This is a genomic window from Streptomyces sp. bgisy159, from assembly GCF_057707805.1.
Window position 1 is genome coordinate 18543 of sequence record NZ_JBYIQX010000022.1, and the last position, 24357, is coordinate 42899.

Sequence of the window (24357 nt, forward strand, 5' to 3'; positions counted from 1 at the left end):
GGAATTTGCAGGCGTTGGCTTCCTTGATCGAACTCATTACTGTCCGCCCGGAGTGCGTTCGCCTCGGCATGGCTCGAACCTGCCCCCGTCGTGATGAGCACTGCTTGGCGTGCCCGATTCCGGGCCGCTTTGTCGTTCTGTCGAAGGGTGGGGTTCGTGGCGAGATCGGTCAGAGCGAGATCCGTCAGACGCGGCGTCGTCGTGTCGGTCTCCGGTGCACTGCTGGCGGGGCTCATGTCCGCGCCCGCCTTCGCCGCGGTCGTGGAGGCCGCCAGGCCGGCGGAGCGGACCGTCGACGTCCCGGCCCGCAAGGGCGACGTCGTGCGCGCGCAGCAGGCGGAACCCACCCAGACGAAGCCCGCGGCCACCACCTGGCCCCGGCCCGCGCGGGCCCGCGTCGCCCTGGGCGCCAAGGCGGCCCGGGCATCGGTGGTGTCGGTACAGGCCCCCACCGCCCAGCAGGCCGCCACCGCCGGAACCCCGCCGCAGGCCGCGTTCGGCGCCCGAGACCGGGACCCCGCGCTGTCCGGGGGCCTCGTCGGGCTCGCGCCGTCGGCTCCGGCGCCGAAGACGGTGGACGTCGAGGTGCTGGACCGCTCCGAGATCAAGCCGGTCGGCGGCATCGGCATGGGCCTGCGCCTGACCCGCAAGGACCGGCTGGCCGCCCCCGGCCCGGTCCGCGTCACGATCGACTACTCGGGCTTCGAGCACGCCTATGGCGGCGGCTTCGCGTCCCGGCTGCGCCTGGTGCAGATGCCCGCCTGCGCGCTCACCACGCCCGACAAGCCGGGCTGCTCCCCCGACCACCGCCGCTACCTCCCCGTCGACAACGACGTGGAGTCCGGCAAGCTGACGGCCACGGTGTACGCGGACGCCGACCCGACGCCCACCGTCACGTCCGGCGGGGCCCCGCTGCTCAGCAGCACCGCCTTCGCGGCCACCTCCGAGGCCACCGTGACGACGCTGACCACGGGATCGTCGTCCGACGAGGGCGACTACCGGGCCGGCAAGCTCAGCCCCACCGGGACCTGGGACGTCTCCATCGGCTCCGGCGCCTTCACCTACGACCTGCCGATCACCGTGCCCGAGGCGCCCTTCGGCACGACCCCGGAGCTGTCGCTGTCGTACAACTCCCAGTCCGTCGACGGCCGCACCTCCGCGACCAACAACCAGGCGTCCTGGGCCGGCATGGGCTGGGACCTCGACGTCGGCTACGTCGAGCGGCGCTACCGCAACTGCTCGCAGGACGGCATCCCCACCGTCGGCGACATGTGCTGGGACTCGCCCAACACCGGCATGGAACCGGACGGCGCCGTGTACGTCATCAGCCTCAACGGAGTGACCTCCCAGCTGATCCAGGACGACAACGGCACCGGCTCCTACCACCTCCAGGACGACCCGGGCTGGCGGGTGCAGCACCTCTGGGGCGGCCACGGCTCGGACGACGAGTACTGGGTGATCTCCACCCAGGACGGCATGCGCTACTACTTCGGCTGGGGCCGCAGCGAGCGCGACAGCGCCGCGACCGACTCCGTCCTCACCATCCCGGTGGCCGGCAACGACGCCGGGGAGCCCTGCCACGCCCAGTTCCCGGAGCCCTGCACGCAGGCCTGGCGCTGGAACCTCGACCGGGTCGTCGACCCCAACGAGGTCGAGAACGCCTACTTCTACGACAAGCAGACCAACCACTACCGGTCGGTCATCAACGCCGACAAGGCCCGCCGGTACGACGCCGCGAGCTACCTCGCCCGCATCGAGTACGGCTGGGCCTCCCAGATCACCGGCGCCCAGCTGCCTGCCGAGGTCGTGCTCAAGCACGTCGGCCGCTGCGTGGAGCGGATGAGCTACAAGGACCCGCTCGGCACCGAGCCGCCCGCCTGCCCCGGCATCTCCTCCAACCCGGACTCCTACCCCGACGTCCCCACCGACCTCATGTGCGACGGGACCTCGGCGGACAACTACTGCGCCGGCAAGACGTACTACCCGACGTTCTTCACCACCGACATGCTGTGGGACATCAAGACGTACGTCCGCGACACCGACGCCGACCCGTGGGCACCGGCGATGCAGTACCAGATGAAGTACGGCCTGCCCAACCCCGACGGCACGGTCGGCAAGACGCTCTGGCTCGACTACGTCCAGCGCAAGGGCTACGGCGACGGACCCGACCTGCGCCTGCCCGTCATCAACTTCAACGGCGAATGGCTGGACAACCAGGTCGGCTCCGGCACGCTCAACTTCCGCCGCGTCAACACCGTCTACGGCGACCTCGGCTCGGTGACCAGCGTGACCTACGGCGCGCCCGACGCCTGCGACATCAGCAGCCTGCCGAGCCAGTCCTCCAACACCCAGGACTGCTACTGGCAGAAGTGGGTCCCCGAAGGCGGCGCCGAACAGACCGGCTGGTTCAAGAAGTTCCTGGTCACCCAGGTCTCCGTCGACCCCGGCGTGGGGCAGGGCGCGAGCCACGACGGCGACCCGGTCATGACCACGCGCTACGAGTACCACGGCGGCGCCGGCTGGCGGTTCACCAACGACCCGCTCACCCCCGACGCCGACGAGACCTGGTCCGACTGGCGCGGCTACCAGCAGGTGGAGGTCTTCACCGGCACCAAGAGCAACGCCGGCTCCACCTACTACTGGCTCTACCGCGGACTCGACGGCGACCGAACCTCCAAGACGGACTCCTCCCTGACCCGCAGCGTCTCCGTCCAGGACGGCTTCGGCGACTCCTGGACCGACTCCGCCTGGCTGGCCGGCCGGACCCTGGAACAGTCCCGGCGCGACGGCGACGGCTCCTCCCACGAACGCGTCCGCAAGGAGTACTGGGTGCACAACACCGCCCAGTACGACGGCCTGCCCGACGCCCGCTTCGTGCGCGACAGCAAGACCTCCACGTACCAGAGCACCTCCCAGGGCTGGCGCGTCCACACCGTCAAGGACGAGTACGACGACACCTCCGCCACCAGCACCACCTACGGCCTGCCCCTGCGCACCAACGACTGGGGTCTGGAGAACTACGACGACAACCGCTGCACCACCTACGGCCGCGCCTACAACACGGCGAACTTCCCCGGCTCCGACGTCAAGCGCTGGATGGTCCTGGAGGACGAACGCCGCCACTACGCGGCCGACTGCGCCGCACGCGGCTCCGCCAACCAGGACGCCTACACGGTGACGCTGTACGACGGCTCCACCTCGGTCGCCGGCAACGACGCCGCCCTGGTCGACGGCAACGTCACCGAGGAGCGCCGCTACACGGGCGCGGGCACCTACCGCAGCACCTGGACCGACTACGACGCCGCCGGCCGCATCACCGCGACCTACGACGGCAAGCGCGCCAAGACCACGACGACGTACTCGCCGGCGACCTCCTGGCCGGTCGGCGGCGTCAAGGTCACCACCCCCGACCCCGACGGCACCGGACCGCTGACGGCGACGTCCACCACCACGTGGAACTCCCGCCTGTGGGGCACCCCGTACCGCACGCAGAACGCGAGCGGCCTCACCACCCGGTTCGTGCACGACTCGGTGGGCCACATCGTCCAGATCTTCAAGCCGACCGAGATCGGGAACTACCCGAGCGGCGACCCGTCGATGAAGTTCACCTACACCGTTCCGACGACGACCAACACCGACGGCGTGCCGGACGTGGTCAGCGGACCGCCGCGGGTGACCACGAGCGTCCTGCAGTCCGGCACCACCTACACGGACTCCTACGAGTACTACGACGGCCTCGGCCGCACCCGGGAGACCCAGTCGACGGCCCCCGACGGCACCGGACGCACCGTGGTCTCCACCCGCTACGACACCTCCGGCAACGTCACCGGCACCTCCGCGGCCTTCCACAACACGGGCGCGGCGGGCTCCGGGATGGTGCTGCCCACGGTGGCCGACCTGCCGTCCTACAACGACCCGATCCTCGACTGGGCGGGCCGGACGACCGAGGTCCAGACACTCGTCAACGGCGTTCCCCAGCCCGGCCGCCACACCCGGACCCACTACTTCGGCGACTACACCACCACCGTCCCGGCGACCGGCGAGCGCAGGGACAGCTTCACCGACGTCTTCGGCCAGACCACCCGGGTCGTGGAACACGGCCCCGACGGGACGCAGTCGACGTCGTACGACTACACCCGCAGCGGACAGCTGAGGCAGATCACCGACGCGAAGGGCAACACCACCGGCTACACCTACAACTGGCTCGGCGAACGCACGGCCACCACCGACCCGGACACCGGATCGTCCTCGACGACCTACGACGAGAACGGCAAGACCGCCACGGTGACCGACGGCACCGGCACCACGCTGAGCTACGCGTACGACGCGCTCCAGCGGCCCACGACGGTGAGTCAGGGCACGACGACCCTGCAGCGCACCACCTACGACAGCGCGCCCGGCGGCGCCGGCCGGGTGGCGGCGACCACGTCGTACGCGAACGGCCTGGCCTACACGCAGACCGTCACCGGGTACGACGACCGCGGACGCGTCACCGGCCGCGCCTACACCGTCCCGGACGACGGCTCCGGCCTGGCCGGCACCTACACCGTCGGATACGGCTACGACCTGGCCGACCACATGACGTCGGTGAGCTACCCGGCGGTCGGCGGCCTGCCCGCGGAGACCGTGACCACCACCTACACCGCCCAGGGCCTGCCCTCGAAGGTGTCCTCCCCGCTGGCCACCTACCAGTCCGCCATCGGCTTCGACGGCCTCGGCCGGCTCGACGCCCGCGCCTACGGCACGAGCGGCGGCCCGGACGCGACGGTGAACCGCGCCTACACCTACGACGACACCGACGGCAGCGGCGCGCTGACCAACATCACCACCACCGTGACCACCGGCACCACCACCCAGGTCGCCCAGGATGACACGTTCACCCGCGACCTCGGCGGCCAGCTCACCGGCGTCACCGACGGCGTGACGCACCAGAGCGAGTGCTATGCGTACGACGAACTCAACCGCGTCACCCGCGGGTGGACCACCCAGGCGACGGACGGCTGCGCCGGCGCGGCCCCAGCCGACCTGACCGGCGGGCTCGACCCGTACGACACGGCGTACACCTACGACGAGCTCGGCAACATCGAGTCCGTCACCGACACCACGGCCACCGGCGCGACGACCAGGGACTACACCTACCCCGGCTACAGCGCCGACGGATCGTCCTACACGGCGGGCCTGCCCCGCCCGCACGGCGTCACCCGGGCGGGCAACGACACCTTCGGCTACGACGACGCGGGCCGGATGACGTCCCGCACGGTCGACGGGGTCACCTCCGACCTGGAGTGGACCGCGCTGAACCGGGTCGGCCGCATCACCCGGCACACCGCCACGGGCGACGAGGTGTCCGGCTACGTGTACGGCACCGACGGCAACGTCCTGCTGCGCACCTCGCCGCAGGAGAACGTGCTCTACATCGACGGCCACGAACTCCACAAGGCGGCCGGCGGCAGCGTCCGGGCCACCCGCCTGTACTCGGCGGCGGGCACCGCCGTCGCCGTCCGGGAGGCCGACGGCACCACCGACGGCAAGCTGACCTGGCTGCTGAGCGACACCCAGGCGTCCACCTCCCTCGTCATCACCATGGGCGGCCTGGTCACCCGCCGCCGCTACACACCGTTCGGCAAGCAGCGCAACGCCGGCGGCGACCTGCCGGCGAGCCTCGACCGGGGGTACATCGGCAAGCAGGAGGACGACTCCACCGGCCTGTCGCTGCTCGGCGCCCGCATGTACGACGCGTCGCTGGGCCGCTTCCTCAGCCCGGACGAACTGACGGAACCGACCGACCCGCAGAACCTGTCGGCGTACAGCTACAGCGACAACAACCCCATCGCCTACAGCGACCCGTCGGGTCTGAGGCTCCTGTGCGGCATCTACGGCGAGCCGGCCTGCCCCAGGAACGACAGGAACGGCGACGGAATCCCCGACAAGCCGAAGACGAAGAAGACCACGAAGACCACGAAGACCACGAAGGGAACGACGGGCAAGAAGTCCGGCGGCACGACCACCACCTCGGCGCCCCCCGGGGACGACTCGACGATCAGCGCCCTCATCGAGAAGGTCAGCGGCTTCACCGACTACATGCGCAGCTACCTGAACACCACCGGGCTGTGCGTGAACGGCAGCGCGTCGGCCATCATCGGCGTCAACGGCAGCGTCTGCCTCGTGCGGACCACGTCGGCCCGCGGCAAGACGGCGTGGGCGGTCACCGGATCGGCCGAGTTCACGGAGGGCCTCGACTTCGGAGCCGGGGTGACCGGCAACGCCCTGTTCAGCAACGCGGACTCACTGGACCAGCTGCGTGGTCTCGGCTCGGGCGTCGACGCCGAATGGGGGCCGCTGCACGGCGGCTGGCGGGGCACCTTCGACACGAAGAACTCCAGAGGCGACACCGTCAACGTCTTCACGGGCGGCTTCGGCCCCGCCTCGGAGTTCGGCCTGAGCGTGGGCTCAGGGTCGACCGGCATCACCCGAGTCGCCGACATCCCGTCGGCCCTCGTCAACATCGCGGGGAAGGTCGGCAACAAGATCCTCTCGATCTTCTAGGCCTACCGCCTCCCCCGCCCCCACCACCCTCGGCGGCCTGTCCTGTGCGGACAGGCCGCCGAGGCCGTCCCGCACAGGTCCGCGAAGTGGACCACCCGGGCACGCTCCGTACATCTTCGCGTAGATTGCAACAGCCACGTCCGACCTGGCGTGGGCGCGAGGGTGGAGGAAAGCACGTGTCAGCGGCAAGGCATCAGGTCGCCCAGGCCCGCAGGATCGTCGTCAAAGTGGGCTCCTCGTCCCTGACCACCGCGGCCGGTGGTCTCGACGCGGACCGCGTGGACGCGCTGGTCGACGTCCTCGCCAAGGCCCGCAGCGGTGGCGAGAAGGAGATCGTCCTGGTCTCCTCGGGCGCCATCGCCGCCGGACTCGCCCCGCTCGGCCTGCGCCGCCGCCCCAAGGACCTGGCCCGCCAGCAGGCCGCCGCCAGCGTCGGCCAGGGCCTGCTCGTCGCCCGCTACACCGCCTCCTTCGCCCGCTACGGCGTCCGCGTCGGCCAGATCCTGCTGACCAGCGACGACATGAGCCGCCGCGCCCACCACCGCAACGCCTCGCGCACGCTGGACAAGCTCCTCGCGATGGGCGCCTTCCCCATCGTCAACGAGAACGACACCGTCGCCACCGACGAGATCCGCTTCGGCGACAACGACCGCCTCGCCGCCCTCGTGGCCCACCTCGTCCACGCCGACCTGCTGGTGCTGCTCTCCGACGTCGACGGCGTCTACGACGGCGACCCCAGCAGGCCGGGCACCTCGCGCATCGCCGAGGTGCGCGGGCCCTCCGACCTCGCCGAGGTGGAGATCGGCAGCGCGGGCAAGGCCGGCGTCGGCACCGGCGGCATGGTCACCAAGGTCGAGGCCGCCCGGATCGCCGCCGCCGCCGGTGTCCCGGTGGTGCTGACCAGCGCCGTCCACGCGGCCGACGCCCTGGCCGGCGGTGACACCGGCACCTGGTTCCACACCACCGGCAGGCGCTCCGCCGACCGCCTGCTCTGGCTCCAGCACGCCTCCACCCCCCAGGGCGCCCTCACCCTCGACGACGGGGCCGTACGCGCGGTCGTCGAGCGGCGCACCTCACTGCTGCCGGCCGGTATCGCCGGCGTCGAGGGCGAGTTCAGCGCCGGCGACCCGGTCGAGCTGCGCGACGGCGCGGGACGCGCGGTGGCCCGCGGGCTGGTCAACTTCGACGCCAAGGAACTCCCGCAACTGCTCGGCCGCTCCACCCGCGAGCTGGCGCGGGAACTCGGACCGGCGTACGAGCGGGAGGTCGTCCACCGGGACGACCTGGTGATCCTGCACCCCTAGGGACCCTCGGGCGGTTCTCCGCCGGCCGGCACACCGGCCAGGTCGCACAAGTCCGACCAGGTCGAACAGCCGTCTCGGTCCGGCCGAACGGGCACTCCAGGGGCGTCGAACGGGCACGCCCCGGAACGTCGAACGGGCGCTCCCCGCCGGGTCGAACGATCCGTACCCGTGGGGGACGTTCCGTGAAAGCGCCCCAAGGACGCCCTCCGCCTGCCAACTTGGTGTCGACAGACACGTTCCGTACGAGCGCCGCACAAGCGTGAAGGAGGCCGTCGTGAGACGAGTGCGCCCTGGGGTGGCGGCGTCCCGTGGCGGCACGGGCCGCTCCGGCGAGGCGTCCGCGTCCGCCCGCACGGCGGGCGAGGAGCGCACCCTGACCAGCGTCACCGCCGGCGAGCGGTACGAGGAGCCGAAGGACCTGCCCCGGCTGTGGCACGTCACCCTCAGCGTCTCCGGCGAGGACGTCCCCCTCAAGGACCTGCGCCGGGCCCTGGAACAGCTCGCCCATGACCATCCCTTCCTGCTGACCAGCCGCTACGCCGCCGACCACGCGGAGATCCGCTACTGGGAGGAGGCCCGCGACCTGCACGACGCGGCCGCCGTCGCCCTGCGCCTGTGGGGCGAGCACCGTCACACCGCCGGACTGCCGCGCTGGGAGATCGTCGGCCTGGAGGTCATCGACCGCGAGACCTACCACCAGCGCGTCGCCGAGGGCTACGGCCCGCCACCGGCCACCCCGGTCGGCGTCCATCCGTTCTAGTGGTATTGCCCCGCCGGTGCCGGAGGGGCGCGGCCCGTCATCCGTTTTGGTCCGGTGTCTCGCGGTTTGGGACAAGCGGTGATCCGGGACCACGCGGCGCACTACCCTTCCCCCATGACCACGCTCTCCCCGTACGACTCCATGACCCCGGTCACCCGGGCCGCCTACCGCGCCAAGGCGGCCGCCGCCGATCTCGCGCCGCTGCCCCGCGCCGCGAAGGACGACGCGCTGCTCGCCATCGCGGACGCGCTGGAGGTCCGTACCAGCGAGATCGTCGAGGCCAACGCCCAGGACATCGCCAAGGCCCGCGAGGCCGGCACCAGCGAGGCGATCGTCGACCGGCTGACCCTCACCCCCGAGCGGGTGCGCGCCATCGCCTCCGACGTACGGGACGTCGTCGCGCTGCCCGACCCGGTCGGCGAGGTGGTGCGCGGCTCCACCCTGCCCAACGGCATCGACCTGCGCCAGGTCCGCGTCCCGCTGGGTGTCGTCGGCATCATCTACGAGGCCCGCCCGAACGTCACCGTGGACGCCGCGGCCCTCTGCCTGAAGTCCGGCAACGCGGTCCTGCTGCGCGGCTCCGCCTCCGCCTACGCGTCGAACACCGCCCTGGTCCGCGTGATCCGCGACGCCGTCGGCGGCGCCGGGCTGCCCGCCGACGCCGTCCAGCTGGTGCCCGGCGAGAGCCGCGACAGCGTGCGCGAGCTGATGCGCGCCCGCGGCCTGGTCGACGTTCTGATCCCGCGCGGCGGCGCCTCCCTCATCCAGACGGTCGTCAGCGAGTCCACCGTCCCGGTGATCGAGACCGGCACCGGCAACTGCCACGTCTACGTCGACGCCCACGCCGACATCGACATGGCGATCGACATCCTGATCAACTCCAAGGCGCAGCGGGTCAGCGTGTGCAACGCCGCCGAGACGCTCCTCGTCCACCAGGACATCGCGCCCGAGTTCCTGCCCCGCGCCCTGGACGCCCTCGCCGACGCCGGGGTCACCGTCCACGCCGACGAGCGGGTGCTGGCCCACGCCAAGGGCTCCCGGGCGACCGTCGTGGAAGCTACGGCCGAGGACTGGGAGACCGAGTACCTCTCCCACGACATCGCCGCCGCCGTCGTGGACTCGCTGGAGCGGGCCGTGGAGCACATCCGGCTGTGGACCTCCGGCCACACCGAGGCCATCGTCACCACCTCCCAGCAGGCCGCTCGCCGGTTCACCCAGCTGGTCGACTCCACCACGGTCGCCGTGAACGCCTCCACCCGCTTCACCGACGGCGGCCAGTTCGGCTTCGGCGCGGAGATCGGCATCTCCACCCAGAAGCTGCACGCCCGCGGCCCCATGGGCCTGCCGGAGCTCACCAGCACCAAGTACATCGTCACGGGTGACGGGCACGTCCGGCGCTGACCCCGGCCGTCCGCGGGCGGCCGGTACGGTGTCTCGCCTGGCGGATAATTTCCGTACCGTCTGCCCAACTTGCCCCCCCAGGTCTACTCTGGAGGAGTGCCGGAGGACGTGGGGGGCACGCCGTTCCGTGACGGCTGGGAGCCCGACGACGACCACGACCGCGGAGTGTCGGACGAAGAGTTCGCCTCCGTGGTCTTCGACGAGGCCTTCGTGGCGGCGGCCGTCATCCACGAGCCGACCGCCGTCGAGCGCCTCCTGGCCGCCGCGCAGTCCAGAGCGGAGGCGGCCGAGGCGGAGACCCGGCGCGCGCACGCCCGGGGCGAGCGCTACGACGACGCCCACGGCCCCGACGGTCCGGGCGGTTTCGGCCATGATCCGGACTACGACGACCTCGACGACACGGACCTCTTCGACGACCGCCGCGGCTATGGACCGTACGGCCGGCAGGCGGTCCGCTGGCACCGCCCGGTCGCCTGGATGCTCGCCGTCGTGATGGGGGTCGGCATGGTCGCGCTGGCCTTCGCCGCGGTGTACCGGGGCGCCTCCTCGGACAGCCGCGACCAGGTCCCGCCGCCCGCCTCCACCGGCCCGGAGCAGGGCGGAGCGGTGACGCCGTCGACCTCCGCCGACTCTTCCAGGCCACCCGTGGCGGCGGTGCCCCCGACCCCCTGACCACCCGCCCCGAACGTGGTGGGGACCTGTCAGAAGTTGTCCTGTCGCTCCGCGTTTACCCGGGCTCGCGCGGACCTACTCTGAAGGTATGGGCGGGCCTGGAGACCCACCGGAGGGGACCCCCGAGGGCGCTCCCGGAGGTGGCGAGGACGAGTACCGATCCGTCGTCTTCGACGAGTCGTTCGTTCGCGCTGCCCGCCTCCAGGAGTACTCCGCCGAGGAGCGGATCGCCGACCACGCCCCCGCCGTACGCCGCCGGGCCCCGGTGCATCGGGGGCTGTCCCGGCAGGCGCTGATCCTCGTCGTGCTGATCGCCCTGGCCTTCGGCACGGCCATCTACATGGGCGTGCGCAGCCCCTACGAGTCACCCCTGGCCGCCCGGCAGACCACCGAGCCGCTGCGGATGACGGTGATCCCGCTCGCCCCGCAGGGCAAGGTGCCCGGCGCCCCCGACCCGGAGCGGCTCTTCGCCCGCAGCCCCGCCGCCCAGTTCCGCCTCGGCGCCGAAGGCATTCCGCTGCCCCCCTCCCGGCGCACCGCGCACTTCTCCGACAGCCAGGTCGTCACGGCGCTGACCACGGCGAAGGACTACATCGTGCACTCGTCGCTGTACCCGGAGGTGCTGACCGGGCAGCAGGTGCGACCGGTACGGATGCTGCTCGACGCCGACCAGCTGGACCAGTTCGACACGAGCTTCCAGCACCCGGCGGCGGACGGGCGGCACGCTCCGACCGGCTGGCTGGTCCGCTTCGACCCGGCCCAGGTCGAGCTGGCCGACCGCAAGATCCGCGTCCAGGGCACGCTGCAGGCCGCCGAGGCGGACGCGGCCACCCTTGAGGTGACCGCCGACCACACCTTCGTCTACGCCCTGCGCCCGGCCGGCTCCGAGGCCGGGGCGCCCGCGTCGCTGTTCACCGTCCGGCGCACCCTGCAGTTCCGCTTCGACCGCGACAACCTGCGGGTCCACCAGACCCGGCTCATCGTCTCCTACGTCCAGGCCGGCCCGTTGTCCTGCTCGGAGGACACCACCGACCACCTGCACCCGCTGCTGTCCGGCCAGACCGCCACCGTCGGCGGCCCGGCGGGCACCGACCCCTACGCGACCGGCAACGCCACGGCCCTGTGCGGCACGCTGGCGAACACCGCCCAGCCCAAGGTGTAGGGGCGAAGCCCCCAGCGGCCCCGCCCCCGGGGCGGGGGCCTGACGGACGAGGCGATCAACGCCCAGTCCGACAGCCTCATCGGCCGCTCAGTCGTCGGCGCCCGGCCGCTCGTCCTTCGGGGAGCCGTCGCCCGGCCCGTCCTTCGGCGGAGCCGAGCCGGTGAAGCCGGTGAAGCCGCGCCGCACCCGGCCGCCCAGGTCGCCCGCGCCGCCCGCGAGGTCGCTGACCAGCTTCATCAGCGGGTCCTTGGAGGACTTGACGTGGGTGGCGTAGTGCGAGGCCGACTCACGGAAGGAGTCCGAGACCGAGGTGTCCTTGTCCTCGTCGCGGCGCGGGTAGTGCCCGTCCATGATCCGCTGGTAGTCGCGGGACTCGGACCACTTCTTCAGTTCGGCCGCGCGCACCGTGGTGAACGGGTGGGAGCGGGGCAGCACGTTCAGGATCTTCAGCACCGAGTCGCGCAGGTCGCCGCCCTGCTCGTACTCCTCGGCCTGCTTCAGGAACGCATCCACGTTCATCTCGTGCAGGTGGTTGCCGCCGGCAATCTTCATCAGGCCGCGCATGGAGGCCCGCAGGTCCTGTCCCACCAGCAGTCCCGCACGGTCGGCCGACAGCTCCGACTTGCGGAACCACTCCCGCAGCGCCGTCACGATCGCCATGATCGCGAGGTTGCCCAGCGGGATCCACGCGACCCGGAGCGCGAGGCTGGTCAGGAACAGCAGGATCGTGCGGTAGACGGCGTGCCCGGACAGGGCGTGCCCCACCTCGTGGCCGATGACCGCCCGCATCTCCTCCTCGTCGAGCAGCTCGACGAGCCCGGTGGTGACCACGATGATCGGCTCGTCCAGGCCGATGCACATCGCGTTGGGCCGTGGATCCTGCGTGACGTACATCGGCGGGACCTTCTCCAGATCCAGGATGTAACAGGCGTCCCGCAGCATGTCGTTGAGGTGGGCGAACTGCTGGTCCGAGACCCGCACGGAGTCGGACAGGAACAGCAGCCTGAGGCTGCGCTCGGGCAGCAGCCCGCTGAGCGCCTTGAACACCGTGTCGAAGCCGCTGAGCTTGCGCAGTGCCACCAGCGCCGACCGGTCGGCCGGGTGCTCGTAGGCGCGGGAGGAGATCCCCGGGAACCGCCTGCGCTGCCTGCTGGGCACCTTCCCCTGCTCGGTGTGCTGGTGACCGTCGTCGGACATGTCTTCCCCCATGCGCGTGAGAATGGCCCTTTGCGGACCCTTGTACGACCCTTTGCGCCCCCGAAGCAGGGCCCAGCCTAGGCGGAGTTACGGTGGACGGGCACCACACGTGAGGAGTCCCGCGTCATGGAGCCCGACCCCGCAGCCGCGTGGCTCACCGAGGCCGCGGCCGCCGCCCAACGGCAGGGCGCGGGGAATCTCCTCCGCGTCGTGCTGATCGTGATGGTCGTGGGCTGCGTGCTGGCCGCGTGGTTCCTGCTGCGAGGCTACAGGCGGAAGGACGACTGAGCGCCCCCGAAGGTTCCCGGCGGCTCCCCGACGGCGGAGTCGGCGTGATCGCCGTAGAACCCGCCGCTTACCATGGGCCGACGTCTTTATCCCGCCCACACCCGGATAGGTCCTGCCGAAGATGAGCTTCCACAGCGCCGCCGCCCAGTTGGTCACCATCGCCGCCGAGGGCGAGGAGCACGGTGGCAACCACGAGAGCCTCAGCCCCTACGTCACCGGTGGCGGAGCCCTCCTCATCCTGCTGCTCCTGCTGTGGGTCACCACACGTTTCAACCGCGACCGCTGAGGTACCGCCCCGTGGTCATACCGGGGCGCTCCGGGCATCCTCGGCCCGAGCGCTTCAGGCGGGGCCGGTAGGGTCTGCACGCATGGGAGAGCAGGACATGCCTACCGGCCCGTCGCACACGGGCAAACGCCGCCTCGGCGTCATGGGCGGGACGTTCGATCCGATCCACCACGGGCACCTCGTGGCGGCCAGTGAGGTCGCCGCGCAGTTCCACCTGGACGAGGTCGTCTTCGTCCCGACCGGGCAGCCGTGGCAGAAGAGCCACCGCGACGTCTCCCCGGCCGAGGACCGCTACCTGATGACGGTCGTCGCGACGGTGGAGAACCCCCAGTTCTCCGTGAGCCGCATCGACATCGACCGCGGCGGCCCCACCTACACCGTGGACACCCTGCGGGACCTGCGGGCGCTCAACCCCGACACCGATCTGTTCTTCATCACCGGTGCGGACGCCCTGGGCCAGATCCTCACCTGGCGGGACTCCGAGGAACTGTTCTCCCTCGCGCACTTCATCGGGGTCACCAGGCCGGGACACCACCTGACCGACCCCGGACTGCCCGAGGGCGGTGTCTCGCTCGTCGAGGTGCCCGCCCTCGCCATCTCCTCCACGGACTGCCGTGCGAGAGTCGCCAAGGGCGAACCCGTCTGGTATCTGGTGCCGGACGGAGTCGTGCGCTACATCGACAAGCGCCAGTTGTACCGCGGCGAGTGAGGCGAGCGGGCCGAGAGGGGTGCCGGTGAACGACCGATACGACGCGGGCTACGGAGACGCCCCCTACGAGCTCGTCGGCTACGACGAGTACGGACAGCCGGTGTACCGGCAGGTCTGGCCCGGGCAGCCCCAGCAGCAGCCCTACGACCCGTACGCCCAGCAGCAGGGCTACGGCTACGGGCAGCAGGGCTACGGCTACGACCCGTACGCCACCGGCCAGCAGCCACCCGCCCCCCACGACACCGGGCGGCAGCAGCACGTGCCCGCCCAGGACACCGGTCGGCAGCCCCCGGCCCCGACGTCCTACGACACCGGCCGGCAGCAGCCCGGGCCGTCGCCCTACGACACCGGGACGCAGACGCCCGTGGGCTACGACCCCTACGGCGGCGGGGGCCCCGCCGCGGACCGGCCGGGGCAGGGCGGCGGTCCTGCACCGTACGACCAGTACGCCCCGTACGCCCCGTACGCCCCGTACGGGCAGTCGGCCGGCGGGCGGCAGCCGCGGGTCGCCGAGCAGACCGCCCACATCCCGCAGCAGTCCCGCCCCGTGGACTCCGAACGGGAACCACGGCAGGACACGGGCCCGGACGGACGCGAGTACCACACCGGGCAGTTCGCCTTCGTCGAGGAGCCCGACGGTGACTCCGAGGACGTCATCGACTGGCTGAACTTCACCGAGAACCGCACCGAGCGCCGCGAGGAGGCCAAGCGACGCGCCCGAAGCCGGCTCATCGCCCTCGTCGTCGTCCTCGCCCTGGTCGCCGTCGGCGGGGCCGGCTACCTCTGGTACGCCGGGAAGCTGCCCGGTCTGTCGTCCTCCGACGGCAAGCAGGGCACCACCGCGGCCGCCGGGCCCCAGCAGCGCGACGTGATCGTCGTACATCTGCACGACACCGCGAAGGGCGGCACCGCCACCGCTCTCCTCGTCGACAACACCACCACCCGGCAGGGCACCACGATGCTGCTGCCGAACTCCCTGGTGGTCACCACCGAGGACGGCACCACGACCACCCTGGCCAAGTCCGTCGAGGAGGACGGCTCCTCCGGCACCCGCGACGCGCTGAACACCGCCCTCGGCACCGACATCCAGGGCACCTGGCGCCTGGACACCCCGTTCCTGCAGAACCTCGTCGACCTCGTCGGCAACATCGAGGTCGACACCGACACCGACGTCCCCGACCCCGGCGCCAAGAAGGGCACGCTCCTCGTCCACAAGGGCGAGGGCCAGACCCTCAGCGGCAAGATGGCCGTCGCCTACGCCACCTACCGCGGCGCCGAGGAGGCGCAGAACGCCCAGCTCCAGCGGTTCGGGCAGGTCATGCAGGGGGTGCTGCGCAAGCTGTCCTCCGACGAGCAGGGCGCCACGCTCACCGTGCAGACCCTCGCGCAGATCCCCGACCCGTCGCTGTCGGAGAAGGACCTCGGCGCCTTCCTCGCCAAACTCGCCGACCTCGCCAAGGGCGGCGACTACCAGACCGCCCTGCTGCCCGTGGAGGCCGACGGCACGCTGAGCGCCAAGGCCGGCGCCGGCGTCGTCAAGGACGTCCTCGGCGGCACCGCGAAGAGCCCCGAGCAGGGCGCCGCCGTGACCGTCTCCGTGGAGAACGCCACCGGCGTCCGGGCGAACACCGAGGACGCGCGTGTGGTGCTCCTCAACGGCGGCTTCAGCTTCCTGGAGGCCGGCACCGCCGAGGACACCCGGGCCACCTCGAAGGTGCTGTACAAGGACGACGCCGGCAAGGAGAACGCCACCGAGGTCGCCAAGACCCTGGGCCTGCCCACCAGCGCGGTGGCCAAGGGCACCGTGCCCGGCAACGCGTCCGTGGCCGTGGTCCTCGGCAAGGACTACGAGCCCCGCGCGTCCTCGTCCTAGCCGCACCCCGGCGCCGCGGCGGGTCCCCGCACACGGCGCCGGAGTGCGCTGGTCCGTGGGGGCCGTCGGCGGGCCGTGAGACCCTTGAAGGCAACTGACCACCTACGGAAAGCCACGCAGTGACCGCCACCGACCGTTCTGTCCAGCTCATCAACACCGCCGCGCAGGCGGCCGCCGACAAGCTCGCGCACGACATCATCGCCTACGACGTCAGCGACGTGCTGTCGATCACGGACGCCTTCCTGCTGGCCTCCGCGCCCAACGACCGCCAGGTCAAGTCGATCGTCGACGAGATCGAGGAGCGCCTGCTGAAGGAGCGCGGCGCCAAGCCGGTACGCCGCGAGGGCGACCGCGAGGCCCGCTGGGTCCTGCTCGACTACGTGGACGTCGTCGTCCACGTCCAGCACAGCGAGGAGCGGGTCTTCTACGCCCTGGAGCGGCTGTGGAAGGACTGCCCCGAGCTGGAGCTGCCCGAGGACGCCAGGGCGACCCGGGGCAAGGCCGAGGAGCACGCCAAGCTGCAGGCCGCCGAAGCGGACGCGGTCGAACCCGGGGGTGAGTGGTGAGCGCCACGGGTGAGGTGTCCGAGCGCAGGACCGGCCGCGGCCGCCGCGTCATCCTGTGGCGGCACGGCCAGACCGCGTGGAACGTGGAGCGCCGTTTCCAGGGCACCACGGACGTCCAGCTGACCGAGGCCGGCGTGGCCCAGGCCCGCCGCGCCGCCCGGCTGCTGGCCTCCCTCGGGCCCGACGCGATCGTCTCCTCGGACCTGACGCGCGCCGCGCGCACGGCCGCCGAGCTGGCCGTGCTCACCGGTCTGGACGTCACCGTCGACGAGGCGCTGCGCGAGACGTACGCCGGCGTCTGGCAGGGGCTGACCCACGAGGAGATCATCGCCCGCCACGGTGAGGAGTACGCCGCCTGGAAGCGCGGGGAGCCGGTCCGCCGCGGCGGTGGCGAACTGGAGACCGAGGTCGCCGACCGGGCCGCCCCGGTCGTGCTGCGGCACGCGGAGAAGCTTCCCGAGGACGGCACGCTCGTGGTGGTCAGCCACGGCGGCACCATCCGCACCACCATCGGCCGGCTGCTCGGCCTGGACGCCCGCGACTGGGAGAGCCTGGGCGGTCTCTCCAACTGCTGCTGGTCCGTCCTCGGCGAGGGCGCCCGCGGCTGGCGGCTGCTGGAGCACAACGCCGGCACCCTGCCGGAACCGGTCCTCGGTGACGACGACTGACCGCGGATTTCACTTTCCGCAGGTCGCAGGCTAAAGTTCTTCTTGTTCGCCCCGCCGAGCGGGGCGCGACACCATGCGGCTCCGCCGCGTGGACGAGGGGCTATAGCTCAGTTGGTAGAGCGCCTGCATGGCATGCAGGAGGTCAGGAGTTCAATTCTCCTTAGCTCCACTGGTCGACACTCTATTGAGTTGTCAAAGATCGGTAGATGAGGATCCCGTCCCTTCGAGGGGCGGGATTTTTCATTGCTCGACGGGCTCTTTCGCGTAGCGGCTCCACAACAGCGCCGTCCGTCGCGAACTCTCCTCGTCCTCCGGCGTGTAGACGACGATCCGGCACTCGGGCATCCCGTCGACCGAGAACGACATCGAGGTCATCCGCAGCTCACCCACCGTCGCGTGCCGGAACACCTTCACCCGCCGCCCCGGCTGGGCCACGTCACCGGAACCCCACAGGCGCGCGAACTGCGGACTGGCCGCCGCCAGCGCCCTTATGAACTCCTCCCAGGCCGGCTCGCCGGCATGCACCCCGTACGCCGAGCGCAGGGTCGCCACCATCGTCGGCAGCTCGGTCTCCCGGGACACCAGGGGGCACAGCTCCTGCGGGACCGTGAACAGCGCCCACAGCGCGTTCCGCGGCTGCGTGCGGCTCGCGTCGTCCGCCCTGAAGAACAGGTCGCGGTAGACGGCGTTGGCGGCCAGGATGTCGTAGCGCGCGTTGTAGACCACGGCCGGACGCGGGACCAGCGCGTCGATGATGCCCTGGACCTCGGGCCCGACGCACTGCGCCGACGGCTTCGACGGCGGCAGGTACGGCACTTCGGCGAGATGGAACAGGTGCTCCCGCTCCGACGGGTCCAGCCGCAGGGTGCGCGCCACCGCGTTCAGCACCTGCGCGGAGGCGTTGATCGGTCTGCCCTGCTCCAGCCACGTGTACCAGGTCACCCCCACGCCGGAGAGCTGGGCGACCTCCTCGCGGCGCAGCCCGGGCGTCCGGCGCCGCAGCCCCGGCGGCATCCCCACGTCCGCCGGTGTCACCCGGGCGCGTCGGCTGCGCAGGAAGGCCGCCAGCTCGGGCCTGCGCCGCTGCGTCGTCGCCATCGTCATGTCCCCCATGGTCGAACTCCCACCGCTGACCTGACAGGTGCTGTCAGTACCAGCATCAGCGGGCACTCGGCACCCGTATCGAGGCGTCGTCAGGCTTTACGGCATGACGACCACACCTCGACCGGGCACCGCCGTGGCGCCCGCCGCTGTCACTACGGAAAGTAAACACCCCGCCACTGACAATCGGCCCCGCCCGCTGCTCACGGTCCTCCTCGCCGCCCAGTTCATGGCCCTGCTCGACGTGTTCATCGTGAACGTCGCGGCCCCCACGATCGGTTCCGACCTGCGTGCCTCCGGCGCCGATCTGCAACTCGTCGTCGCCGGCTACGCCATCACCTACTCGGTTCTGCTGATCACCGGCGCCCGCCTCGGCGACCGGTTCGGCCACGGCCGGGTCCACCTCGCCGGGCTCGCGCTCTTCACCGCGGCCTCCCTCGCCTGCGGGCTGGCCCAGGGCGCCACCGAGCTGATCCTCTTCCGGCTGGCGCAGGGCGCCGGATCGGCGCTGATGATCCCGCAGGTGCTCAGTCTCATCCAGCGGTCCTTCACCGGCGAGGCCCGCATCCGGGCGCTCGGCGCGTACTCGGCGGTCCTCGCTCTCGGCGCGGCGTCCGGGCAGGTGGTCGGCGGCGTCCTGGTCAGCGCCGACCTGCTGGGCACCGGGTGGCGGCCGGTGTTCCTGGTCAACGTGCCGGTCGGCCTGGTGCTGCTCGCCGTGGGCCACCGCGTCCTGCCGCGGGGCACCGGGTCCGGCCACACCCGCAGCCTGGACGGGCCGGGACTCGTGCTGCTGGCGGCGGCGGTCTCGCTGGTGACCGTGCCGCTGGTGCTCGGCCAGGAGAAGGACTGGCCGCTGTGGTCGTGGCTGTCGCTGACCGCCGGTGCCGCCGTCTTCGCCCTGTTCTGCGGATACGAGTCCCGGCTCGCCCGGCGCGGCGGTACCCCGCTGATCGCGCCCCGGGTGGTGCGCCACCCCGGGATGGGCCTCGCCGTGCTGCGCATCGCGGGCGCGATGACCGTCAACGCGGGCTTCCTGTTCGCCCTCACCCTGCACCTGCAGGGCGGTCTCGGGGACAGCCCACTGCGGGCCGGGCTGACCTTCGCGCCGACGGCCCTGGTGTTCGGTGTGATCGGGCTGACCTGGCGCCGGTGGCCCGCCCGGTGGCAACCGCTGCTGATTCCCGCCGGGTTCGTACTGCTCGCCCTCGCCGTGCTGGGCGTGGGGCTGACGCTGGAGAGCGGCACCCATGGCGGCGTTCTGGTGTTCGCCGCCTACTTCGGGGTCGGGGCGGGCGTCGCCCTCGCCTTCAGCCCGACGCTCACCGGGGCACTCGCCACGGTGCGGCCCGAGGACGCGGCGGACGCCAGCGGGCTGCTCGCCACGGTCACCCAGCTCGGCCAGCTGGTCGGGGTGGCCGCCTTCGGAGCACTCTTCCTCGACCGGCTTGAGTCACTCGGGGCCTTGTCGGCGTATACCTCTGGGCAAGCTCTTCTGACATGCATGTGCGCGCTCGCCGCGACGGCCGTCGCGGGTGCCGTGTCCGGACTGGTACGACGGCGTCGCTGACCGTGTCGGTCCGGTCGTGGCAGAATCAAACGGCCGGAAGGGGGCGCGGCCCGACGGGAGGGAGTGGCGATGCCTGCGAGCATCCTCGAAGAGGTCGGCGGCCTCTTCGCGGGGGCGACGACCCGGGAAACGGTGACCCGCCTGAGCTGCCCCTCCTGTGGTTCCGCGCACGTGGCCCAGGTCCTCGGGGACAACGGCGGCATCTCGTACGTGTGCACGTCCTGCGGCCACAGCTGGAGCTGATCGATGGGTGCACACAGGCGGAAGTGTGACTGGTGCGGCAGCGGCAATCCGATCGTCCGTGACATGGAGCCGGTCAACTCCGACTACCAGTACTGGTGCGAGGAGTGCGCGCGGGCGCTGATCATAAAAGGCGACCCGATCGAGACGTACCGCGAACTGGAGGGGGAGCCGATCTACGGCCGGCTCCTGGAGGAGCACTGCACGCTCAAGCGGTTCTACTCGTTCGTGACGGCCTGACGCGGACCACATCGCGGTCCGCGTCCGGGCCCGGGGAAACCGATTTGGTGTTCCACCCTCCGGACCGTGTAATGTTGGCGTCGCCGCCGGGGAAACCCGGAGGACAGCGGAAAAGCGCGGTTCCACCGCGTGACGCGAGGGGCTATAGCTCAGTTGGTAGAGCGCCTGCATGGCATGCAGGAGGTCAGGAGTTCAATTCTCCTTAGCTCCACAGCAGATCCCGCCGGATCCTATGATCCGGCGGGATTTTTCGTCTTCTTGGCGAGGCGCTTCCGCTCGGGAGGCCGCGGTCCGCCCCGGTGGGGGCGCGGACCGGAGCACGGGGCCGCCGCGTGGGCGGCCCCGCGGGGTCGGTCAGCGGCCCAGGGCCCGGCGGCCGCGGCCCTGGGACAGCACCGGCAGGTTGCGCGACGGAGCCTGCCCGCGCGTGTCCTCCTCGATGCGCAGGGCCAGTGCCGGACAACGCCGTACCGCGCGCATCGCCTTGTCCTCGGCGTAGCGCGGCACGTTCGCCTGGGCGACCGTCGGGAAGCCGTCCGCGCCCAACTCGAAGACCTCCGGGAGGATGTCCGCGCACAGGCCGTGGCCGCGGCACAGGGTCCAGTCGACGAAGATCTTCTGCCGGCTGGGGCCGTTCTCCTCGCTCTCGCCGCCCGGAATGCCCGTAGGGACCCTGCCCCCCTCGAAGAGCGGCAGCACGCCCTCCACGGGCCGTCCGCAGCCGTTGCCGAGGACGTGGGCGGCCAGGTCGTCGGTGAACGCCTTGACCGTCGACTCCAGGAACATCGCGGAACCGTCCGGGTGCGAGCACGCGCCGCGCCGCTTGACGTTCTTGGCGACCTGCTTGAGCGCCTCCAGGGCGGCCGGACCGCCGCCGTTCAGGATGTCCTCCATGCCGCGCGCGGCGGCGGGCAGTCCCAGGTAGCAGGGGCCGCACTGGCCCGCGCTCTCCTCCGCCAGCCACTGCGCCACCCGCAACGACTCGCCCAGCGGGCAGGTCTCCTGACTGATCGGCAGGATCGCGCCGGCGCCCAGTGACCCGCCCACGGCGTCCAGGGAGTTGCGGGAGACGACCGCCTCGTTGACGGTCGCCGCGTCGATCCACTTGCCGTGGTAGCCGCCGGTCAGCACGCCCTGCGGGACGGGCGGGGCGCCGGCCAGCTGCAGCACGTAGCGCAGCGGCACGCCGGTGGGCACCTCAAGCACCATGGGACGGGCGACGGCGCCGGAGACCGTGAGCATGACGGTGCCCGGCTCGTCGTACAGGCCGGTGTTGCCGTAGCGCTCCGGCCCGATGCGGGCGGCGATGGCCAGCTGGGCGAACGTCTCGGCGTTCGACAGCAGGGTCGGTGCGCCGCCGACGCCGCTCTGCGAGGCACTGATCTTGCGGCCGGGCGGGATCGCCGGGCCGCCGTCGATCGAGCGGATCAGTGACGCGGCGGCTCCGGTGACCATGCGGACCGGGTTGCGCTGCACCCACGCGCGTAGAGCCGACCGACGGCTGTTGCTGAGGCCGCGTTCGGCGAGCGCCGCCTCCATGGAGCGCTGGGTGGACTCCCGGGTCACCCCCACCACGAGCGTGCGGGCGCCCAGGGCCTCGGCGCACAGCAGGGCGCCGTCCAGGATGAGGTGCGGGGCACGGTTGATGAGCACCGTGTCCTTGCGGCAGGCCGGTTCGTCCTCGCTGCCGTTGACGACGACGACCGGCCGGACACCGCGTTTGATCGCCGACTCGGCGACCGAGCGCAGCTTCCTGTGGAAGGGGAAGCCGGCGCCGCCGCGGCCCTTCAGGTTGATGTTCTCGGCGAGCTTCGCGAGCTGCTCGCCGCCCATCGGTTCGAGCGGCCCGTGCACCTTCAGGTGCATGGGCAGGTCGAGTCGCTCCACAAGGTCGAAGCCCGACGTGAGTTGCGGAAGGCCGACCACGCGGACTTCGGGGACGTCGGGCAGGGCCTCGTTCACCTATAGCCTCCGGAAGGCGCGTTCCAAGGTTCGCCCGGACCCGGCGTGTCGTAGGACGCGCCGGGGTTCGTCTCGTTGGCGGGACCGCTGTTGTACGTGTCGTTCTGGTTGTACGCGCCGTACCCCGTGTTCGTCTCACCGGTGTCGTACACATCACGTCCGCCGTATCCGCCGCTGTCCGGATTGCCATAGACCGGGATGGTGTATCCGGTGTCCTGGAGCGGGTCGTACGCCGACGGGGGTGCCTCGCCGACCGGGGGCGGGGACGGGATGGGCCAGCTGCCCGAGGTGCTGCCGCCGGAGTCGACCCGCGGCATCGCCTCGGTGGCCTGCAGATCGAGTGGGTCCATGTGGGCGGTCTGGTCGGCGGGGGTCCGCGGTCCGCGCGAGGGGGTCGAGACGGCGCGGTAGGCGGCCGCGAAGCCGTTGGCGGGCTCCGGTGCGGTCGGCGTGTCGTAGAACGCCGACGCCGACGGCGGGGACAGGCGCGAGGAGGACCGGGAATCGGCCTCCGGTGCGCGGGCCGCGCGGTTCTCGTAGCCCGGCAGCGCCGAACCGCCCGGCGCTGTTCCGGCCCAGCCGTCCGCCGGTTCCCCGCGACGGTCGCGCTCGCCGCGAAGGTCCCGGTCCCCGCGAAGGTCACGGTCCTCGCGGAAATCACGCCCTTCGCGGAAATCACGCCCTTCGCGGAAGTCGCGTCCCTCGCCGCCGATCAGCGCGGTGAGCCGGGCGGCGACCTTGCGCTTGAACGGGCGCGGGGCTGCGCGCAGCGCGAGCGCCGCCACGACACCGGCCAGCGAGAGCTCGTAGGAGATCATGAAGAACGGCTTCGCCGCGCGGCCCGCGAACAGGCCGTGCAGCAGGGCCGCGCACAGGGCCGGGTAGGCCAGCATGTGCATCGCGCGCCAGCGAGCCGCGACCGGTGCGGGCGACGCGAACTGGTTGCGCAGCGCGCCCGTCACCGCGACGAAGATCATCAGGAGCGCGGCCACCGTGCCCAGGCCGATCAGGAAGGCGCTGCCCTGCATGGCGTCGCTGTCGCTGAACAGCAGCCCGAACGGGATGACGGCGGCGATCCAGCTGGTGTGGTCCAGGGCGAGCTTGACCGTGATGTGCACCAGGAGGAACGCGATCGAGGCGACCGCGGTCACCCGGTGGATGCCTTGCGCCACGATGCGCTGGCGTGTGTTGAGGACGAGCCGGTCCTGGGCCACCAGCCCCCAGATCACCGAGCAGGTGAGGCAGACCAGGGACAGGACGCCCGCACCGAAGTTGAGGAACTCCTGGAGCCAGTTGCCTCCGAGCAGGACGACCACGGGTATGAGGAGCAGGACGGCAGCGTAGGCCACCCCGGAGGCCGACCGGCCCGGCATGGGGAGCGAGCTGCTACTACGACGAGGGTTCATGGGGGCAACTCCGAGCGGTTCGGGAAAGCGGTCCCGCTGGCGAACTCTAGGCGGCGCCATACCGACGAGTACGAGGTTTGAGTTATTGCGTTGTTATCAAATGACAATGCGCTGGGTCCGGCGCCCAGTAGGGGCTGGTACGCGAAGTAAACCTTGATCGTGGTGCAGTGCTCCTCCTTCGCCGTCCCACGCGTCCACGCGCGCGTGGTGTGTTCCCTAGCCATACGGAAGCGCGTCGCGGCCTGCTCAATGCCTGCGGTACCCTGACCGCATGCGTGCCGTACGCCTTCTGCTTAGCGAGCCGCGCTGATCAGTCCCGATCGCGGGTGAGACCGCGATCGGAGTCGGCGCGGCGTCCCCTCCTGTGCGAGGGGATTTTTCGTTTCCGCGGGGAAGCCGCTGGCAG

19 protein-coding genes and 2 tRNA genes are annotated in these 24357 nt (G+C 71.5%); 17 read left to right on the forward strand and 4 right to left on the reverse strand.

What is annotated here, in order from left to right:
• Positions 1-156 precede the first annotated feature (156 nt).
• From AC3ET3_RS21325 to AC3ET3_RS21350, 6 genes are all read left to right on the forward strand, one after another.
• Positions 157-6546, forward strand: a complete 6390-nt coding sequence (locus AC3ET3_RS21325) for an RHS repeat-associated core domain-containing protein (protein ID WP_435612659.1) — start codon at positions 157-159, stop codon at positions 6544-6546.
• 176 nt (positions 6547-6722) lie between these two features.
• Positions 6723-7850 (forward strand): glutamate 5-kinase, encoded by a 1128-nt coding sequence (gene proB / locus AC3ET3_RS21330; RefSeq protein ID WP_432137433.1) that lies wholly within the window; start codon positions 6723-6725, stop codon positions 7848-7850.
• Between the two features lie 283 nt (positions 7851-8133).
• Positions 8134-8610, forward strand: coding sequence for a hypothetical protein (locus tag AC3ET3_RS21335; protein WP_432137526.1), 477 nt, complete (start codon positions 8134-8136; stop codon positions 8608-8610).
• 114 nt (positions 8611-8724) lie between these two features.
• Entirely contained in the window at positions 8725-10011 is a 1287-nt protein-coding gene (locus AC3ET3_RS21340) for a glutamate-5-semialdehyde dehydrogenase (protein WP_432137434.1), read from the forward strand.
• 96 nt (positions 10012-10107) lie between these two features.
• A complete protein-coding gene (locus AC3ET3_RS21345; RefSeq protein WP_432137435.1) occupies positions 10108-10683 on the forward strand; it encodes an SCO2584 family spore wall biosynthesis protein in 576 nt (191 codons plus the stop codon).
• Between the two features lie 88 nt (positions 10684-10771).
• Positions 10772-11845, forward strand: coding sequence for an SCO2583 family membrane protein (locus AC3ET3_RS21350; protein ID WP_435612660.1), 1074 nt, complete (start codon positions 10772-10774; stop codon positions 11843-11845).
• A gap of 87 nt (positions 11846-11932) precedes the next feature.
• Here AC3ET3_RS21350 and AC3ET3_RS21355 read toward each other — a convergent pair whose 3' ends face one another.
• The gene (locus AC3ET3_RS21355; protein WP_432137437.1) at positions 11933-13054 is read right to left on the reverse strand and encodes a M48 family metallopeptidase; all 1122 of its coding nucleotides are present in this window, start codon (positions 13052-13054) and stop codon (positions 11933-11935) included.
• Between the two features lie 114 nt (positions 13055-13168).
• Between AC3ET3_RS21355 and AC3ET3_RS21360 the strand changes: the two genes are divergently transcribed.
• From AC3ET3_RS21360 to AC3ET3_RS21390, 7 genes are all read left to right on the forward strand, one after another.
• Complete coding sequence (locus AC3ET3_RS21360; protein WP_432137438.1) at positions 13169-13330, forward strand: hypothetical protein; 162 nt, start codon at positions 13169-13171, stop codon at positions 13328-13330.
• A 121-nt stretch (positions 13331-13451) separates the two neighbouring features.
• On the forward strand, positions 13452-13616 hold the full coding sequence (locus AC3ET3_RS21365) for a hypothetical protein (RefSeq protein WP_432137439.1): 165 nt from the start codon (positions 13452-13454) through the stop codon (positions 13614-13616).
• An 82-nt stretch (positions 13617-13698) separates the two neighbouring features.
• Positions 13699-14325 carry a nicotinate-nucleotide adenylyltransferase gene (gene nadD / locus AC3ET3_RS21370; RefSeq protein ID WP_432137440.1) on the forward strand — a complete coding sequence of 209 codons (627 nt, stop codon included), beginning with the start codon at positions 13699-13701 and terminating at the stop codon, positions 14323-14325.
• A gap of 25 nt (positions 14326-14350) precedes the next feature.
• Positions 14351-16198 (forward strand): LCP family protein, encoded by a 1848-nt coding sequence (locus AC3ET3_RS21375; protein ID WP_435612661.1) that lies wholly within the window; start codon positions 14351-14353, stop codon positions 16196-16198.
• A 119-nt stretch (positions 16199-16317) separates the two neighbouring features.
• Entirely contained in the window at positions 16318-16764 is a 447-nt protein-coding gene (gene rsfS, locus AC3ET3_RS21380) for a ribosome silencing factor (protein WP_432137442.1), read from the forward strand.
• Positions 16761-17432, forward strand: coding sequence for a histidine phosphatase family protein (locus AC3ET3_RS21385; RefSeq protein ID WP_432137443.1), 672 nt, complete (start codon positions 16761-16763; stop codon positions 17430-17432). Before rsfS ends, AC3ET3_RS21385 begins: the two co-directional genes overlap by 4 nt.
• Before the next feature lie 96 nt (positions 17433-17528).
• A tRNA-Ala gene (locus tag AC3ET3_RS21390) sits at positions 17529-17601 on the forward strand.
• A gap of 71 nt (positions 17602-17672) precedes the next feature.
• Here AC3ET3_RS21390 and AC3ET3_RS21395 read toward each other — a convergent pair.
• Complete coding sequence (locus tag AC3ET3_RS21395; RefSeq protein ID WP_432137444.1) at positions 17673-18536, reverse strand: helix-turn-helix transcriptional regulator; 864 nt, start codon at positions 18534-18536, stop codon at positions 17673-17675.
• Positions 18537-18639: 103 nt separating this feature from the next.
• Between AC3ET3_RS21395 and AC3ET3_RS21400 the strand changes: the two genes are divergently transcribed.
• From AC3ET3_RS21400 to AC3ET3_RS21415, 4 genes are all read left to right on the forward strand, one after another.
• Positions 18640-20103, forward strand: a complete 1464-nt coding sequence (locus tag AC3ET3_RS21400) for an MFS transporter (RefSeq protein WP_432137445.1) — start codon at positions 18640-18642, stop codon at positions 20101-20103.
• A gap of 69 nt (positions 20104-20172) precedes the next feature.
• Positions 20173-20346, forward strand: coding sequence for a hypothetical protein (locus AC3ET3_RS21405; protein ID WP_432137446.1), 174 nt, complete (start codon positions 20173-20175; stop codon positions 20344-20346).
• A 3-nt stretch (positions 20347-20349) separates the two neighbouring features.
• Positions 20350-20583 carry a hypothetical protein gene (locus AC3ET3_RS21410; RefSeq protein WP_432137447.1) on the forward strand — a complete coding sequence of 78 codons (234 nt, stop codon included), beginning with the start codon at positions 20350-20352 and terminating at the stop codon, positions 20581-20583.
• 138 nt (positions 20584-20721) lie between these two features.
• A tRNA-Ala gene (locus AC3ET3_RS21415) sits at positions 20722-20794 on the forward strand.
• 143 nt (positions 20795-20937) lie between these two features.
• Here AC3ET3_RS21415 and AC3ET3_RS21420 read toward each other — a convergent pair.
• The gene (locus AC3ET3_RS21420; RefSeq protein ID WP_435612662.1) at positions 20938-22545 is read right to left on the reverse strand and encodes an NADH-ubiquinone oxidoreductase-F iron-sulfur binding region domain-containing protein; all 1608 of its coding nucleotides are present in this window, start codon (positions 22543-22545) and stop codon (positions 20938-20940) included.
• Positions 22542-23951, reverse strand: a complete 1410-nt coding sequence (locus tag AC3ET3_RS21425; protein WP_435612663.1) for a ferric reductase-like transmembrane domain-containing protein — start codon at positions 23949-23951, stop codon at positions 22542-22544. The genes AC3ET3_RS21420 and AC3ET3_RS21425 overlap by 4 nt, the downstream gene beginning before the upstream one ends.
• Positions 23952-24357: the final 406 nt, after the last annotated feature.

Coding starts and splice junctions, on each gene's coding strand:
- AC3ET3_RS21360 (WP_432137438.1), top strand. CDS start 13,169: ATGGAGCCCGACCCCGCAGCCGCGTGGCTCACCGAGGCCGCGGCCGCC.
- AC3ET3_RS21405 (WP_432137446.1), top strand. CDS start 20,173: ATGCCTGCGAGCATCCTCGAAGAGGTCGGCGGCCTCTTCGCGGGGGCG.
- nadD (WP_432137440.1), top strand. CDS start 13,699: ATGGGAGAGCAGGACATGCCTACCGGCCCGTCGCACACGGGCAAACGC.
- AC3ET3_RS21350 (WP_435612660.1), top strand. CDS start 10,772: ATGGGCGGGCCTGGAGACCCACCGGAGGGGACCCCCGAGGGCGCTCCC.
- AC3ET3_RS21355 (WP_432137437.1), bottom strand. CDS start 13,054: ATGGGGGAAGACATGTCCGACGACGGTCACCAGCACACCGAGCAGGGG.
- AC3ET3_RS21365 (WP_432137439.1), top strand. CDS start 13,452: ATGAGCTTCCACAGCGCCGCCGCCCAGTTGGTCACCATCGCCGCCGAG.
- AC3ET3_RS21410 (WP_432137447.1), top strand. CDS start 20,350: ATGGGTGCACACAGGCGGAAGTGTGACTGGTGCGGCAGCGGCAATCCG.
- AC3ET3_RS21395 (WP_432137444.1), bottom strand. CDS start 18,536: ATGACGATGGCGACGACGCAGCGGCGCAGGCCCGAGCTGGCGGCCTTC.
- AC3ET3_RS21340 (WP_432137434.1), top strand. CDS start 8,725: ATGACCACGCTCTCCCCGTACGACTCCATGACCCCGGTCACCCGGGCC.
- AC3ET3_RS21400 (WP_432137445.1), top strand. CDS start 18,640: ATGACGACCACACCTCGACCGGGCACCGCCGTGGCGCCCGCCGCTGTC.
- AC3ET3_RS21425 (WP_435612663.1), bottom strand. CDS start 23,951: ATGAACCCTCGTCGTAGTAGCAGCTCGCTCCCCATGCCGGGCCGGTCG.